Source organism: Pseudomonas sp. LAIL14HWK12:I1, assembly GCF_003202095.1.
GTDB classification, from domain to species: domain Bacteria; phylum Pseudomonadota; class Gammaproteobacteria; order Pseudomonadales; family Pseudomonadaceae; genus Aquipseudomonas; species Aquipseudomonas monteilii.
On sequence record NZ_QJKG01000008.1, the window covers coordinates 168,544 to 183,255 of the forward strand.

At 62.3% G+C, this 14,712-nt stretch carries 14 protein-coding genes and 1 tRNA gene; 8 read left to right on the forward strand and 7 right to left on the reverse strand.

Features of this window, described 5'->3' with window-relative positions; genetic code table 11:
• The first annotated feature begins 68 nt into the window (after positions 1-68).
• Both choW and choV read left to right on the forward strand, forming a co-directional pair.
• On the forward strand, positions 69-917 hold the full coding sequence (gene choW / locus D906_RS19995) for a choline ABC transporter permease subunit (protein ID WP_174244689.1): 849 nt from the start codon (positions 69-71) through the stop codon (positions 915-917).
• Positions 914-2,092 (forward strand): choline ABC transporter ATP-binding protein, encoded by a 1,179-nt coding sequence (choV, locus tag D906_RS20000; RefSeq protein WP_019096862.1) that lies wholly within the window; start codon positions 914-916, stop codon positions 2,090-2,092. The genes choW and choV overlap by 4 nt, the downstream gene beginning before the upstream one ends.
• A 36-nt stretch (positions 2,093-2,128) precedes the next feature.
• Here choV and hisF read toward each other — a convergent pair whose 3' ends face one another.
• The 6 genes from hisF to D906_RS20030 all read right to left on the reverse strand — a co-directional run bounded on the left by hisF (position 2,129) and on the right by D906_RS20030 (position 7,000).
• Positions 2,129-2,899, reverse strand: coding sequence for an imidazole glycerol phosphate synthase subunit HisF (hisF, locus tag D906_RS20005; RefSeq protein WP_003255729.1), 771 nt, complete (start codon positions 2,897-2,899; stop codon positions 2,129-2,131).
• A 10-nt stretch (positions 2,900-2,909) separates the two neighbouring features.
• A complete protein-coding gene (hisA, locus tag D906_RS20010) occupies positions 2,910-3,647 on the reverse strand; it encodes a 1-(5-phosphoribosyl)-5-[(5-phosphoribosylamino)methylideneamino]imidazole-4-carboxamide isomerase (protein WP_016714501.1) in 738 nt (245 codons plus the stop codon).
• Between the two features lie 27 nt (positions 3,648-3,674).
• Positions 3,675-3,935, reverse strand: coding sequence for a DUF2164 domain-containing protein (locus D906_RS20015; protein WP_016714500.1), 261 nt, complete (start codon positions 3,933-3,935; stop codon positions 3,675-3,677).
• Positions 3,936-4,574, reverse strand: a complete 639-nt coding sequence (gene hisH / locus D906_RS20020; RefSeq protein WP_016714499.1) for an imidazole glycerol phosphate synthase subunit HisH — start codon at positions 4,572-4,574, stop codon at positions 3,936-3,938.
• Positions 4,575-5,168 carry an imidazoleglycerol-phosphate dehydratase HisB gene (gene hisB, locus D906_RS20025; RefSeq protein WP_009682881.1) on the reverse strand — a complete coding sequence of 198 codons (594 nt, stop codon included), beginning with the start codon at positions 5,166-5,168 and terminating at the stop codon, positions 4,575-4,577.
• A gap of 170 nt (positions 5,169-5,338) precedes the next feature.
• Positions 5,339-7,000 carry an OFA family MFS transporter gene (locus D906_RS20030; protein ID WP_027610140.1) on the reverse strand — a complete coding sequence of 554 codons (1,662 nt, stop codon included), beginning with the start codon at positions 6,998-7,000 and terminating at the stop codon, positions 5,339-5,341.
• Between the two features lie 251 nt (positions 7,001-7,251).
• Here D906_RS20030 and D906_RS20035 point away from each other — a divergent pair, with 251 nt between their 5' ends.
• The 6 genes from D906_RS20035 to D906_RS20060 all read left to right on the forward strand — a co-directional run bounded on the left by D906_RS20035 (position 7,252) and on the right by D906_RS20060 (position 12,662).
• On the forward strand, positions 7,252-9,510 hold the full coding sequence (locus tag D906_RS20035) for an AsmA family protein (protein ID WP_019096865.1): 2,259 nt from the start codon (positions 7,252-7,254) through the stop codon (positions 9,508-9,510).
• Positions 9,507-10,574, forward strand: coding sequence for an A/G-specific adenine glycosylase (mutY, locus tag D906_RS20040; protein ID WP_019096866.1), 1,068 nt, complete (start codon positions 9,507-9,509; stop codon positions 10,572-10,574). Before D906_RS20035 ends, mutY begins: the two co-directional genes overlap by 4 nt.
• Positions 10,571-10,843 (forward strand): oxidative damage protection protein, encoded by a 273-nt coding sequence (locus D906_RS20045; protein ID WP_003255742.1) that lies wholly within the window; start codon positions 10,571-10,573, stop codon positions 10,841-10,843. The genes mutY and D906_RS20045 overlap by 4 nt, the downstream gene beginning before the upstream one ends.
• A 90-nt stretch (positions 10,844-10,933) precedes the next feature.
• Positions 10,934-11,009: transfer RNA gene (locus D906_RS20050), tRNA-Phe, on the forward strand.
• A 170-nt stretch (positions 11,010-11,179) separates the two neighbouring features.
• On the forward strand, positions 11,180-12,160 hold the full coding sequence (gene ppk2 / locus D906_RS20055; RefSeq protein WP_019096867.1) for a polyphosphate kinase 2: 981 nt from the start codon (positions 11,180-11,182) through the stop codon (positions 12,158-12,160).
• Between the two features lie 58 nt (positions 12,161-12,218).
• The gene (locus D906_RS20060; protein WP_019096868.1) at positions 12,219-12,662 is read left to right on the forward strand and encodes a hypothetical protein; all 444 of its coding nucleotides are present in this window, start codon (positions 12,219-12,221) and stop codon (positions 12,660-12,662) included.
• A 97-nt stretch (positions 12,663-12,759) separates the two neighbouring features.
• Here D906_RS20060 and gabP read toward each other — a convergent pair whose 3' ends face one another.
• The gene (gene gabP, locus D906_RS20065) at positions 12,760-14,145 is read right to left on the reverse strand and encodes a GABA permease (RefSeq protein ID WP_019096869.1); all 1,386 of its coding nucleotides are present in this window, start codon (positions 14,143-14,145) and stop codon (positions 12,760-12,762) included.
• Positions 14,146-14,712 lie beyond the last annotated feature (567 nt).

Consider the following 14,712-nt stretch of genomic DNA (forward strand, 5'->3'; position numbering starts at 1 on the left):
AGCGCTACCTCGGGGCAGGACCGTGCCTGCCCCGGGTTGATTTCAATCTATGCAGGTGGAAGCTCGCTATCATGCTTATCGATCAGAAAATACCCCTGGGGCAGTACATCGCCTCATTTGTCGAGTGGTTGACCCAGAACGGCGCCAACTATTTCGATGCTATCGCCCAAGGCCTGGAATTCATGATCCATGGCGTCACCAGTGCCCTGACCTGGTTCAACCCATTCGTACTCATCGCCCTGTTCGCCGCCCTGGCGCACCTGATCCAGCGCAAATGGGCGCTGACCGTGTTCGTTGCCCTGTCGTTCCTGCTGATCCTCAACCTGGGTTACTGGCAGGAAACCATGGAAACCTTGGCGCAAGTCACGTTCGCCACGGTGGTGTGCGTGGTGATCGGCGTGCCGCTGGGCATCCTTGCCGCGCACAAACCGATGTTCTATACCGCCATGCGCCCGGTGCTGGACCTGATGCAGACGGTGCCGACCTTCGTTTACCTGATCCCTACCCTGACCCTGTTCGGCCTGGGCGTGGTGCCGGGGCTGATCTCTACCGTGGTGTTCGCCATCGCCGCGCCTATTCGCCTGACCTACCTGGGCATCTGCGACGTGCCGCAAGAGCTGATGGACGCGGGTAAAGCGTTCGGCTGCTCGCGCCGCCAGTTGCTCACCCGTATCGAACTGCCGCACGCCATGCCAAGCATCGCTGCCGGCGTCACCCAGTGCATCATGCTGTCGCTGTCGATGGTGGTGATTGCCGCCCTGGTCGGCGCGGACGGCTTGGGCAAACCTGTGGTCAACGCACTGAACACCGCCGATATCTCCCTGGGCTTCGAAGCGGGCCTGGCGATCGTGCTGCTGGCGATCATGCTCGACCGTATCTGCAAGCAACCGGAACTGCCGGTAAGGGGTGAGGCATGAGCATCATTCGTTTCGAAGACGTCGACGTCATCTTTTCCAACAAGCCACGCGAAGCGCTGTCGCTGCTGGACCAGGGCAAGACCCGCGAGCAGATCCTCAAGCAGACCGGCCTGGTGGTGGGCGTCGAAAAGGCCAACCTGGACATCAACAAGGGTGAGATCTGCGTGCTGATGGGCCTGTCCGGTTCGGGCAAGTCGAGCCTGCTGCGCTGCATCAACGGCCTGAACACCGTCAGCCGCGGCAAGCTGTTTGTCGAGCACGAAGGCAAGCACATCGACATTGCCCACTGCACCCCGGCCGAACTGAAGATGATGCGCACCAAGCGCATTGCCATGGTGTTCCAGAAATTCGCCCTGATGCCCTGGCTGACGGTGCGCGAGAACATCAGCTTTGGCCTGGAAATGCAGGGCCGCCCGGAAAAGGAACGGCGCAAGCTGGTCGACGAGAAGCTGGAGCTGGTGGGCCTGACCCAATGGCGCAACAAGAAGCCGGACGAGTTGTCTGGCGGCATGCAGCAGCGTGTGGGCCTGGCCCGGGCGCTGGCGATGGATGCCGACATCCTGCTGATGGACGAACCGTTCTCGGCCCTCGACCCGCTGATCCGCCAAGGCCTGCAGGACGAACTGCTGACCCTGCAGAGCAAGCTGAACAAGACCATCGTATTCGTCAGCCACGACCTGGACGAAGCGCTGAAGCTGGGCACCCGCATCGCCATCATGAAAGACGGGCGGATCATCCAGTACAGCAAGCCGGAAGAAATCGTGCTCAACCCGGCCGACGAGTACGTGCGCACCTTCGTTGCCCACACCAACCCGCTGAACGTGCTGTGTGGCCGCAGCCTGATGCGCAGCCTGGACGACTGCAAGCGGGTGAACGGCTCGGTGTGCCTGGACCCGGGTATCGATTCGTGGCTGGACCTGGGCGAAGGTGGCGCGCTGAAGCGTGCACGCCAGGGCCAGAACGGGCTGGACATGCAGAACTGGGCACCGGGGCAGGATGTGGAGCTACTGCAGCGCAGGCCTACCGTGGTGCACGCCGACATCGGCATGCGCGAGGCGCTGCAGATTCGTTATCAGACGGGCAACAAGCTGGTGTTGCAGGATAACGACCGGGTGGTCGGGATTCTTGGGGATACCGAGCTTTACCACGCTTTACTCGGCAAGAATCACGGGTGATGCAATTGGGGCCGCGTTGCGGCCCCAATCACTGGATCAGCGAACGACGATGCCGCGCGAAGCCATATAAGCCTTGGCCTCAGGCACCGTGTACTCGCCAAAGTGGAAGATACTGGCCGCCAGCACCGCACTGGCATGCCCTTCCAGAATGCCGTCCGCCAGGTGCTGCAGGTTACCCACACCACCCGAAGCAATCACCGGAATACCCAGCGCATCGCTGATGGCACGGGTAACGCCCAGGTCAAAGCCGTTCTTCATGCCGTCCTGGTCCATGCTGGTCAGCAGGATCTCGCCAGCCCCCAGGCCTTCCATCTTCTTCGCCCACTCGACTGCATCCAGCCCGGTCGGCTTGCGCCCGCCGTGGGTGAAGATTTCCCAGCGCGGTGCTTCACCCGGCCCGGACACCTTCTTCGCGTCGATCGCGACAACGATGCACTGCGAACCGAAACGGTCCGCCGCCTCGCCCACGAACTCCGGGTTGAACACCGCCGCCGTGTTGATCGATACCTTGTCGGCACCGGCATTGAGCAGGTTGCGGATGTCCTGTACGGTGCGCACGCCACCGCCCACGGTCAGCGGTATGAACACCTGGCTGGCCATGCGCTCGACGGTATGCAAGGTGGTGTCGCGGCCATCGACGCTGGCGGTGATGTCGAGGAAGGTGATTTCGTCGGCACCCTGCTCGTCGTAGCGACGGGCGATTTCCACCGGGTCGCCGGCATCACGGATGTTCTCGAACTTGACGCCCTTGACCACCCGGCCGTTGTCCACGTCCAGGCAAGGGATGATGCGCTTGGCCAGTGCCATGGTTCAGTCCTCAGCCTTGGTAGTTGTCGCAGAAGGCCTGAGCCTCGGCGACATCGAGGGTGCCTTCGTAGATGGCACGGCCGGTGATGGCGCCGATAATGCCGGGGGCCTTGGCGTCCAGCAGGGCCTTGATGTCCCCCAGGTTGTGGATGCCGCCCGAGGCGATTACCGGAATGCGGGTGGCTTCGGCCAGTGCCTTGGTGAACGGCACGTTGCAGCCCTGCATCATCCCGTCCTTGGCGATGTCGGTGTAGACGATCGACGACACGCCATCCGCCTCGAAACGCTTGGCCAGGTCGATAACCTGTACCGCGCTGACTTCGGCCCAGCCATCGGTGGCAACGAAGCCGTCTTTGGCATCCAGGCCAACAATGACCTTGCCCGGGAAGGCCTTGCACGCTTCGGCCACGAACTCAGGCTCTTTGACCGCCTTGGTGCCGATGATGACGTAGCTGACGCCAGCCTTGACGTAGTGCTCGATGGTTTCCAGCGAGCGGATGCCGCCGCCGATCTGGATCGGCAGGGTCGGGTAGCGCTTGGCGATGGCCGTGACCACTTCACCGTTGACCGGCTGGCCTTCGAAGGCGCCGTTGAGGTCGACCAGGTGCAGGCGGCGGCAGCCACCCTCGACCCACTTGGCGGCCATGCTCACCGGGTCGTCGGAAAATACCGTGGAGTCTTCCATGCGGCCCTGGCGCAGGCGCACGCAGGCACCGTCCTTCAGATCGATAGCGGGGATAATCAGCATCTTGGGAACCTGTCTGTTCTTGGGGTTTCAGGGCTTTTCGAGCGCCCACAGATCACTTTCGATGCTCTCGAACCGCTCCTTGAGGTGCAGCTGAACATCGGCAATCGCCCTGTTGTAGTAATGGGGTGCAATTTCTTTGCTGAACAGCTCGAGGACCTCGGCCACCTCGAACGACCCCAGCTGCAGCTCGAAACGGTCTTCGAGGAAGCGCTTGAGGGTGTCGAGCGCATCGCGCTCCTGCTCGGGGGCCAGGGTAATGACCGGGGCCTTGGTCTTCGACCTGCTCATTTACCAGCGCCCGTCCCAGGCGACGAAGTTCTGCAGCAACTGCAGGCCATGGGTATGGCTCTTCTCCGGGTGGAACTGCACGGCAAAGCGCGAGCCATCGGCCAGCGCAGCGGCGAAATCGACACCGTAATGGCCACGACCGACCACCTGGCCCGGCTTGCCGGCATTGATGTAGTAGCTGTGCACGAAGTAGAAGCGCGCGCGGTCGGGGATGTCGTGCCACAGCGGGTGATCGATGGTCTGGCCCACTTCGTTCCAGCCCATGTGCGGCACCTTCAGGTGTTCGCCGTCTTCTTTCAGGTCTTTGCCGAAGAAGCGCACCTGGCCAGGGAACAGGCCGATGCAGTCGACACCGTCGTTCTCTTCGCTGTGCTCAAGCAATGCCTGCATACCGACGCAGATACCGAGGAACGGACGGTCCTGGCTCACTTCACGCACCAGGCTGTCGAAGCCCAGGCGGCGGATTTCGGCCATGCAGTCGCGGATCGCGCCTACACCCGGGAACACCACGCGGTCAGCTTCACGGATGACCGCAGCGTCGCTGGTGACCAGCACCTTGCCGGCGCCGACGTGCTCAAGCGCCTTGGCCACCGAGTGCAGGTTGCCCATGCCATAGTCGATTACGGCTACCGTCTGCATTTACAGGCACCCTTTGGTCGACGGCATTTGCCCGGCCATGCGCTCGTCGAGGGTCACGGCCATGCGCAACGCGCGGCCGAAAGCCTTGAACACGGTTTCGATCTGGTGGTGGGTGTTGTGGCCACGCAGGTTGTCGATGTGCAGGGTGACCAGGGCGTGGTTGACGAAGCCCTGGAAGAACTCCTGGAACAGGTCGACATCGAAGCCGCCGACGCTGGCGCGGGTGTAAGGTACGTGCATCTGCAGGCCTGGGCGGCCGGAGAAGTCGATGACCACGCGCGACAGTGCTTCGTCCAGCGGCACGTAGGCGTGGCCGTAGCGGAAGATGCCTTTCTTGTCACCGATGGCCTGTGCGAATGCCATGCCCAGGGTAATACCGACGTCTTCGACGGTATGGTGATCGTCGATATGCGTGTCACCCTTGCACTCGATATCCAGATCGATCAGCCCATGGCGGGCGATCTGGTCCAGCATGTGTTCAAGGAAAGGCACGCCGATATCGAATCGGGCCTTGCCACTGCCATCGAGGTTGATCGAGCACTTGACCTGGGTTTCCAGGGTATTGCGCTCGACGGAAGCCTTACGTTCGACCATCACCAGCTCCGCAAAATCATTGGGCGAAAAGGGCTCCATTATAGGCCCAGAACGCGCCAGCTTGAAACGCGGATGACATATGGCAAAACGTGGAATTACGAGGGCTGGATGCTGCTACAAGTCTATACAAGCCAGTAATCGGGGCTGCGTTGCAACCCCGATGTCCGGGATCAGTGAAACAGCGCCGCAGTTTTCTGCAAGGTTACCCACACCCCCCAGGCCAACGGCACAACCACCACCGCCCAGGCCAGCAGCACCAGCGGCAGGCTGCCCGGTGCGGCTTTCCACTCCAGCGAACGCGCACCGTCGGCCCCTTTGTCATGGCTCAACGCTCGCTCGGCAGCCAGTTCGGCATCGCTCATGAAGTGCTTGTCGGCGACCGGCCGCACCAGCATGTTGCAGATAAAGCCCAGCACCAGCAGGCCGGCGAGGATGTACAGGGTCATGTCGTAGGCCGCCGCACGCTCAACCCCTGCCGCCAGTTGGTATTCGCGCAGGTAGGTGATCAATACAGGCCCCAATACCCCCGCCGCCGCCCAGGCGGTCAGCAGGCGACCATGAATGGCGCCGACCATCTGCGTACCGAACAGGTCGGCCAGGTAGGCCGGCACCGTGGCAAAACCACCGCCATACATTGAAAGGATGATGCAGAACGCCGCCACGAACAGCGCAACGTTACCCAGGTGCCCCATGTTCGGCACCAGGCTGTACAGACCCACACCCAGGGCGAAGAAGGCGAAGTAGGTGTTCTTTCGGCCGATGTAGTCGGAGAACGACGCCCAGAAGAACCGCCCGCCGATGTTGAACAGGCTCAACAGACCGGTAAAGCCGGCAGCAATCGCGGCGATCTGCGCCAACTGAGCGGCATTCAGCTCACTGAACGTCAGCTCGTTGCCCAGCAACTTGCCCGCGAACACTTCCTGCAGCAGTGGCGATGCCATGCCGAGAATGCCGATGCCGGCCGACACATTCAGGCACAGCACCAGCCAGATCAAGGCGAATTGTGGGGTTTTCCAGGCCACGCTGACGTGCACATGGCGGTCGGTGACCATGGCATTGCCGGCTTTTTTGGCCGGAGCGACCCAGCCTTCGGGCTTCCAGCCAGTCGGCGGCACGCGGTACGCCAGGGCGCCAGCGGTCATGAACACAAAGTAGATCGCCGCCATGGCGACGAAGCTCTGCCATACGCCCACTTCGTGCTCATTGCCAAAGTGCCCCATCAGCGCAGTGGCCAGTGGCGCACCCACCATGGCTCCGCCGCCAAAGCCCATGATCGCCATGCCGGTGGCCATGCCGCGTTTGTCAGGGAACCATTTGATCAGCGTCGACACGGGGGAGATATAGCCCAGCCCCAGGCCGATACCGCCGATTACACCGGAGCCCAGCCACATCAGCCACAGCTGGTGGGTTTTCACGCCAATGGCCGAGATCAGCATGCCGCCGCACCAGCACAGCGCCGAGACCAGGCCGGCCTTGCGCGGGCCGGCGTGCTCCAGCCAGCCGCCCAGCACGGCCGCCGAGCACCCCAGGAAAACAAAGAACAGGGTGTAGACCCAGCTCAGCATCGAGATCGGCCAGTCGCATTCGGCGCTGAACATACGGGCCATGAAGCCCATGTCCGCTGCACAGGCGACAGGAGCGGTGATGCCGAGGGCTTGCGAAAGGGGCAACCAGAACACCGAGAAACCATAGGCCATGCCGATGCACAGGTGAATGGCCAAGGCGGCTGGCGGGACCAGCCAGCGGTTGAAGCCCGGGCGGGCGATGATGCGTTCCTTCGACAGGAAGCCAGGCGCACTGGCCACAGAGCCGGTTGCGACGGTACTGGTCATGGATCTGATCCTTTTTATAGGGAGGGTGCTCGCAAAGCGGCGCAAGGGTAGCAGAGCCAAGTAGCGTGAAAGCAGTCTGATATCGTTAATTTTTGCCCGGCTGAAACGGTCATGTTTTGCTTGTGGAAAGCCGTACCATCTGCTGTAACCGTAAGAAATGCCCTGTATCTCTGGTCGAATACGCAGGGACAACCACTGCGGCGTTATACTCTGCCGCCTGAATTTCACTAACGGACTACAAGGACTCGCCCATGAAAGCGTTCGGCAAAATCCTGGGACTGGGGCTTCTCGGGTTGCTGCTGATCATCGTGGCGCTGGGCTTCGCCCTGACCCACCTCTTTGATCCCAACGACTACAAAGACGAGATTCGCCAGCTGGCACGCGACAAGGCTAACGTCGAACTGACACTCGACGGGGATATCGGCTGGAGCCTGTTCCCGTGGCTAGGCCTGGAGCTGCATGAGGCCAGCATTGCCACCCTGGCCAAACCCAAGGAACCGTTCGCCGACCTGCAAATGCTCGGCCTGTCCGTGCGTGTGCTGCCGCTGCTGCGCCGCGAAGTGCAGATGAGCGACGTACGCGTCGAGGGCCTGAACCTGACCCTGGCCCGTGACGAACACGGCCACGGCAACTGGGAAGACATCGGCAAACCGCTGCCTGCGCAAAACGGCACCCCAGCCGATGCACAGGCCAATGCCACCGTTCAGGCACCCGCTGATCAGAAGCCGGCACCTGCCGAAGGCAACGAGCGTGCCGTCAAGCTGGACATCGACAGCCTGACCGTGAACAACGCCCGCGTGCAGTACACCGATGCCAAGACCGGCCAAAGCTATAGCGCCGAAAGCATCCAGCTAAGCACGGGCCCGGTCCACGAAGGCGCCAACATTCCGCTCAAGGCCAGCGCCTTCATCAGCGCCAGCGAGCCGAACATCAAAGCCCGCACCGAACTGGCCGGCGAGCTGCGCTTCGACCGCAAGCTCAAGCGCTACAACTTCGAAGACATGCGCCTTTCGGGCGAAACCTCGGGTGAACCCACCGGCGGCAAGACCGTGACATTCGCCGCCCAAGGCCAGCTGCTGGTCGACCTGGCTGCCAATGTCGCCTCCTGGAACGGCCTGAAAGTCTCGGCCAACCAGCTACGCGCCCTGGGCGAGCTGAACCTGCGTGACCTGGACAAGGCGCCACAACTGAGCGGCGGCCTTTCCATCGCCCAGTTCAACCTGCGCACCTTCCTCGACAGCATTGGCCGCCCGCTGCCGGCTACCAACGACCCGGCGGCCTTCGCCAAGCTGGAGCTGGTCACCCGCCTGCAGGGCACGCCCAACAGCCTGGCGCTGGAAGACCTGGCCGTGAAGCTGGACGACAGCACCTTCAGCGGCCGCGTGGCCGTGGAAGACTTCGCCAAGCAGGCCCTGCGCCTGCAGCTCAAGGGCGATGCCTTTGACGCCGACCGCTACTTCCCCGCCAAGAGCGAAGAAGCCAAGGGCGCCACCGCTGCACGCCAGGCCGAGGTAAAGCAGCAAGAGGCCAGCGCCGTAGCCGGTGCGGGTACCACGCCACTGCCAAATGCCCCGACCCAAGTGGCCTGGAGCGACGACAAGTTGCTGCCCGTCGACCGCCTGCGGGCCCTGGACCTGCAGGCCGACCTGGCCTTCGGTTCGCTGACCCTGGACAAACTGCCGATCGAAGACGCCCAGCTCAAAGCCATCGGCCAGGGCGGCCTGCTGACCCTGCAAACCCTGCGCGGCGAGCTGTACAACGGCACCTTCGAAGCCAAGGGCACGGTCGACGTACGCCCTGCCGTCCCGCAACTGGGTGTGAACACCAACATCCAGCGGGTGCCGGTGGAACACTTCATCAAGACCGAAGGCAAGGAGCAGGCCCCCCCTGTGAAGGGCCTGCTGACCCTGACCAGTGATCTGACCGCCACCGGCAACAGCCAGAAGGCACTGGTCGACACCCTTAACGGCAGCGCAAACTTCACCATCAACGATGGCGTGCTGGTCAACGCCAACCTGGAGCAGCAGCTGTGCCAGGCCATCGCCACGCTCAACCGCAAGACCCTGAGCGGCGAGCCACGGGGCAAGGACACCCCGTTCCAGGAGCTGCGCGGCAGCCTGGTGGTGCGCAATGGCGTCGCCAGCAACCCCGACCTCAAGGCACGCATCCCGGGCCTGACCGTGAACGGTAACGGCGACCTCGACCTGCGGGTGCTGGGCATGGACTACAACGTGGGTGTGATCGTCGAAGGCGACCAGCGCGCCATGCCGGACCCAGCCTGCCAGGTCAACGAACGCTACGTTGGCGTTGAAGTGCCGCTGCGCTGCCGTGGCCCGCTGGAACTTGGCGCCAAGGCCTGTCGCCTGGACCAGAACGGCTTGGGCAAGGTCGCGGCCAAGCTGGCCGGCAACCGCCTGAAAGACAAGATTGACGAAAAGCTTGATGAAAAACTCGGAGACAAAGTGAGCCCGGAAGTGAAAGACGCGCTCAAGGGGCTGTTCAAGCGATGAGCCCCGAGCAGTTCTCCAGCGCTGTGCTGGATTGGTATGACGAGCACGGCCGGCACGATCTGCCCTGGCAACAGGGCATCACCCCGTACCGGGTGTGGGTGTCGGAAATCATGTTGCAGCAGACCCAGGTCAGCACCGTGCTCAACTACTTCGACCGCTTCATGCAGGCCCTGCCGACCGTGCAGGCCCTGGCCGAAGCGCCGGAGGACGAAGTGCTGCACCTGTGGACGGGGCTGGGCTATTACACCCGTGCACGCAACCTGCAAAAGGCCGCCAGGATCGTCGTCGAGCAACACGGCGGGGAATTCCCACGCAGTGTCGAGCAGCTCACCGAACTGCCCGGCATCGGTCGTTCCACCGCAGGCGCCATCGCCAGCATCAGCATGGGCATCCGCGCGCCGATCCTCGACGGCAACGTCAAGCGCGTACTGGCCCGCTACACCGCCCAGGCGGGCTACCCCGGCGAACCCAAGGTGGCCAACCAGCTGTGGGCCACGGCCGAGCGCTTTACCCCACACCAGCGCGCCAACCACTACACCCAGGCAATGATGGACATGGGCGCCACGCTGTGCACGCGCAGCAAGCCCAGCTGCCTGATCTGCCCGCTGCAGCGCGGCTGCGAAGCGCACCTGCACGGTGAAGAAACCCGCTACCCCGAGCCCAAGCCGCGCAAGGCACTGCCGCAGCGGCGCACGCTCATGCCACTGCTGGCCAACCACGAAGGCGCCATCCTGCTGTACCGCCGCCCCTCCAGCGGGCTGTGGGGGGGGTTGTGGAGCCTGCCGGAACTGGACGACATCACCCAGCTCGATGACCTGGCCTACCAGCATGGCCTGCGCCTGGCTGACAGCCGCGCCATGGACGGCCTGACCCACACATTCAGCCACTTTCAGCTGGCCATCGAGCCCTGGCTGGTGCGCGTCGACTCGGTCGGCCAGCACATGGCCGAGGCCGACTGGCTCTGGTATAACCTCGCCACCCCGCCGCGCCTTGGCCTTGCCGCCCCGGTGAAAAAGCTGCTTAAACGCGCGGCCGACGAACTGATTGCAGGAGACGCCCGATGACCCGCACCGTGATGTGCCGCAAGTACCAAGAAGAACTGCCAGGCCTGGAACGCCCGCCCTACCCAGGCGCCAAGGGCCAGGACATCTTCGAACACATCTCGCAGAAGGCCTGGGCCGACTGGCAGAAGCACCAGACCATGCTGATCAACGAAAAGCGCCTGAACATGATGAACGCCGAGGACCGCAAATTCCTCCAGGCCGAGATGGACAAGTTTTTCGCCGGCGAAGAATACGCGCAGGCGGAAGGCTACGTTCCACCGGCTGAATGACCCCAAAAATCGTAAGCGACGGAATTAATTTAAAATTTTTTCAAAAAGTCGTTGACGAGCGGTCCGGAAATCTATTTAATTCACCTCGTCGCCCAGATAGCTCAGTCGGTAGAGCAGAGGATTGAAAATCCTCGTGTCGGCGGTTCGACTCCGTCTCTGGGCACCACCTTCAAGCTTCTGGTGGTTGCAAAGTTACCCGAAGCGACAACAAGAAACCCGCCCAGTGCGGGTTTTTTGTTGTCTACAATTTCTGCTCATTGACCAGCATCAAATAGCCAGCATTCGCCCACCTTCAGAATCAGAGACGGACATCCGAATCGATCAGCAAGGACCTCCATGAGCGAAGAATCTCCCCTCCTGCTCCCCGCCCCTAGCGAACCCGCCACCAATCCAGTCCGCACCCGGCGCCCACGCCAGCGCAAGCCGGAACCGACGATCACCACCATCAGCCAGCAACCCGCCGCACTGGAAGTGGCCACCGCCCCCAAAGGCAGCAACGAAGACAGCACCTCGGCGCGCCTGCCGGCGAGCTACCCCTACCGCACCCGCCTGCGACGCCAGGACTACGAAAAAGCCAAGCATGCGCTGCAGATCGAGTTGCTGAAGGTGCAAAGCTGGGTGAAGGAAACCGGCCAGCGCGTGGTGATCCTGTTCGAAGGGCGCGATGCCGCAGGCAAGGGCGGCACGATCAAGCGCTTCATGGAACACCTCAACCCACGCGGCGCACGCATCGTTGCCCTGGAGAAACCCTCCGAACAGGAACAGGGCCAGTGGTATTTCCAGCGTTACATCCAGCACCTACCCACCGCAGGTGAAATGGTGTTCTTCGATCGCTCCTGGTACAACCGCGCCGGGGTCGAGAAGGTGATGGAGTTCTGCACGCCGCTGCAGTACCTGGAGTTCATGCGCCAAGCCCCGGACCTGGAGCGTATGCTGTGCAACAGCGGCATCTTGCTGTTCAAGTACTGGTTCTCGGTAAACCGTGAAGAGCAACTGCGCCGCTTCATTTCGCGCCGTGACGACCCGCTCAAGCACTGGAAGCTGTCGCCCATCGACATCAAGTCGCTGGACAAGTGGGAAGACTACACCGCGGCCAAGGAAGCGATGTTCTTCCACACCGACACCGCCGATGCGCCGTGGACGGTGATCAAGTCCGATGACAAGAAGCGCGCGCGGATCAACTGCATCCGCCACTTCCTGCATTCGCTGGACTACCCGGGCAAGGACCACAGCGTGGCCCACGCCCCGGATGCGCTGCTGGTCGGCAAGGCATCGCGCGGGTTCGAAGAGGATGAGCCGGCTCCACTGGCGAGTTGAAACGCCGAGGCAGCTGCGCTTCAATACGCGCAATTTCCGCCCCCCAAGGATTCACCCCATGGCCACCCCTACCAAGCAACAGAAACGCGCCAAGCGCGCCGCCAGCAAGGCCAAGCAGAACCGCATGGTACGCAGCGGCCAGGCGGTCAAGGCCAGTGCCGGTGACAGCGCCAGCGTCGAGCAGGTGTACAAGAAGGCCATGGAATCGGGCAGCTACGACGCCATGTTCAACAAGATGAAGGAAGCCCAGGAGGGCGGCCTGGTACCGATGATTTCGGTGTTCCTGGTAGACCCGCTGCTGGCCCTGGTGCTCAAAGGACACAAGGAAGAACACGCCACCGACTACATCGTGCTGGTGTTCAACGCCTACCGCAAATGGCTGGACGGCGCTGATGAGGAGGCCACCATGGCCTGGCTGGAGAGCGATGAGTTCCAGGAGGCTTATATCGCCGCTTCCGAGCTGGTGGCCAAGCAGCAGCAACAGCAGAAACAGTTTGGCTGACAGAGCCATGTAACCTGCCCGCGAAAGGGCCGGCACCGGCAACAAAAAAGGCCGCGCCCTTCACAGGGCGCGGCCTTTTCGTTACAGCCAGCGCAAATCAGTTATCCAGCGCCACCCGCCCGGCAGCTTCACGCTTGCGGTGCACCAGCAAGCCAGCCGCTACCACACCAATGCTCAGCAGCGCAGTCGCGATGATCTCCGCACGGTGGTCTTCACGCAGCGCCATCACCACCAGAATGGCAACGATGAAGGCAATGGTCGCCCAGGTCAGGCCCGGGAACAGCCACATCTTGAAGGTAATCTTCTCGCCGCGGGCTTCACGCTGGGCACGCATGCGCAGTTGCGACACGGCAATCACCAGGTACACCAGCAGCGCAATGGCACCCGAGCTGGCCAGCAGGAACTCAAACACCTGAGCCGGTGCCACGAAGTTGGCGAACACACAGAGGAACGCCGCTGCAGTGGACAGCAATACCGCCACATGCGGGGTCGCCGACTTGGTGGTGCGCTGGGCAATGGCCGGGGCGTCGCCACGCTTGCTCAGCGAGAACAGCATGCGCGAAGACGTGTACAGCGCCGAGTTCAGGCAGCTGGTAACGGCAATCAGCACGACGATGTCGACGATCAGCTTGGCATTCGGCACGCCAATGCGGCTCAGCACGGTCTGATAGGAGCCCGTTTCAGCCAAGGCCGGGTCGTTCCACGGCACCAGGGCCACCACCAGGAAAATAGACACCAGGTAGAACAGGCAGATACGCCAGATCACCGAGTTGGTGGCGCGGCTAATCTGCTTGCCCGGGTCCTTCGACTCGGCAGCGGCGATGGTGACAATTTCAGTACCCATGAACGAGAACATGGTGGTCAGCATGGCTGCCAGCACCGCGCCCAAGCCGTTGGGCATGAAGCCTTGGGTATCGAACAGGTGGCTGGCACCGCTCACCTGGCTGCTTGGCACGAAGCCGAACATGGCTGCGCAACCTACGGCGATGAAGCCGATGATCGCCAGCACCTTGAGCAGGGCGAACCAGAACTCGAACTCGCCGTAGTTCTTCACGCTGCACAGGTTGGTCAGGGTCAGCGCCAGGGTAATGATGAGGGAAAACGCCCACAGGTCGACCGCAGGGAACCAGGCGTGCAGGATGGCAGCGGCGGCGTTGGCCTCCAGCGGAATCACCAGCACCCAGAACCACCAGTACAGCCAGCCAATGGTGAAACCGGCCCAACGCCCGATGGCGCGGTCGGCGTATGTAGAGAACGAACCGGTGTCTGGCGAAGCGACCGCCATTTCACCCAGCATGCGCATCACCAGCACAACCAGCGTACCGGCAGCGGCATAAGCCAGCAGCACGGCCGGGCCGGCCGCTGCGATGGCGTGGCCGGAGCCGACGAACAGGCCGGCACCGATGACGCCAGCGATGGACAGCATGGTGACATGCCGTTGTTTGAGCCCCTGAGCGAGGTCATTGGAATTGTTACCGCTCATTGAAACTACCTTTGTAAGGAGTGGACCACTCCGACTGCGGGTACGGAGCGCGCCAAGGGTTGACCTAGGCGTCGCTGCAATCGGCGGTTTCCTACTGGCAATAAGCACGCCATGTGCTGAATGCATTCGTCAGAAAATTCTGGAGGCCTTTTAGGACAAGGTTTGGAGGGCTTTCGGCCAGGGGCTGACCGAAAGGCCGCCAAACCATCGGATTACTGAAATACCCACTTACAAACGCACCAAAGGTGCTCCACGGTAACACCTGTGCACCGCCGCAATGCAAAAAAGTGCAACCCACGGGTACAACCTGACGAACGCATGACGCCTTCGCGGGTAAACCCGCGCCTGCTAGCTGAAGGTAGGGTTTACCCCTTGAATGGACCAAAACCGCTTCCATGAGCGGGCCAAAGCTGGCACCATCGCGCCTTTTTTCATCAAGGCTCTGGTGCTGGGCGACACCTTCGCGGACATCTGCGCGACGTTACGCTGTAGCGATGCGACAAACTGCCCCACCAGTGCCCACAGTCCCCGGCGACCCTGTTGGCCGTCATAATGCCGCTATGCTAG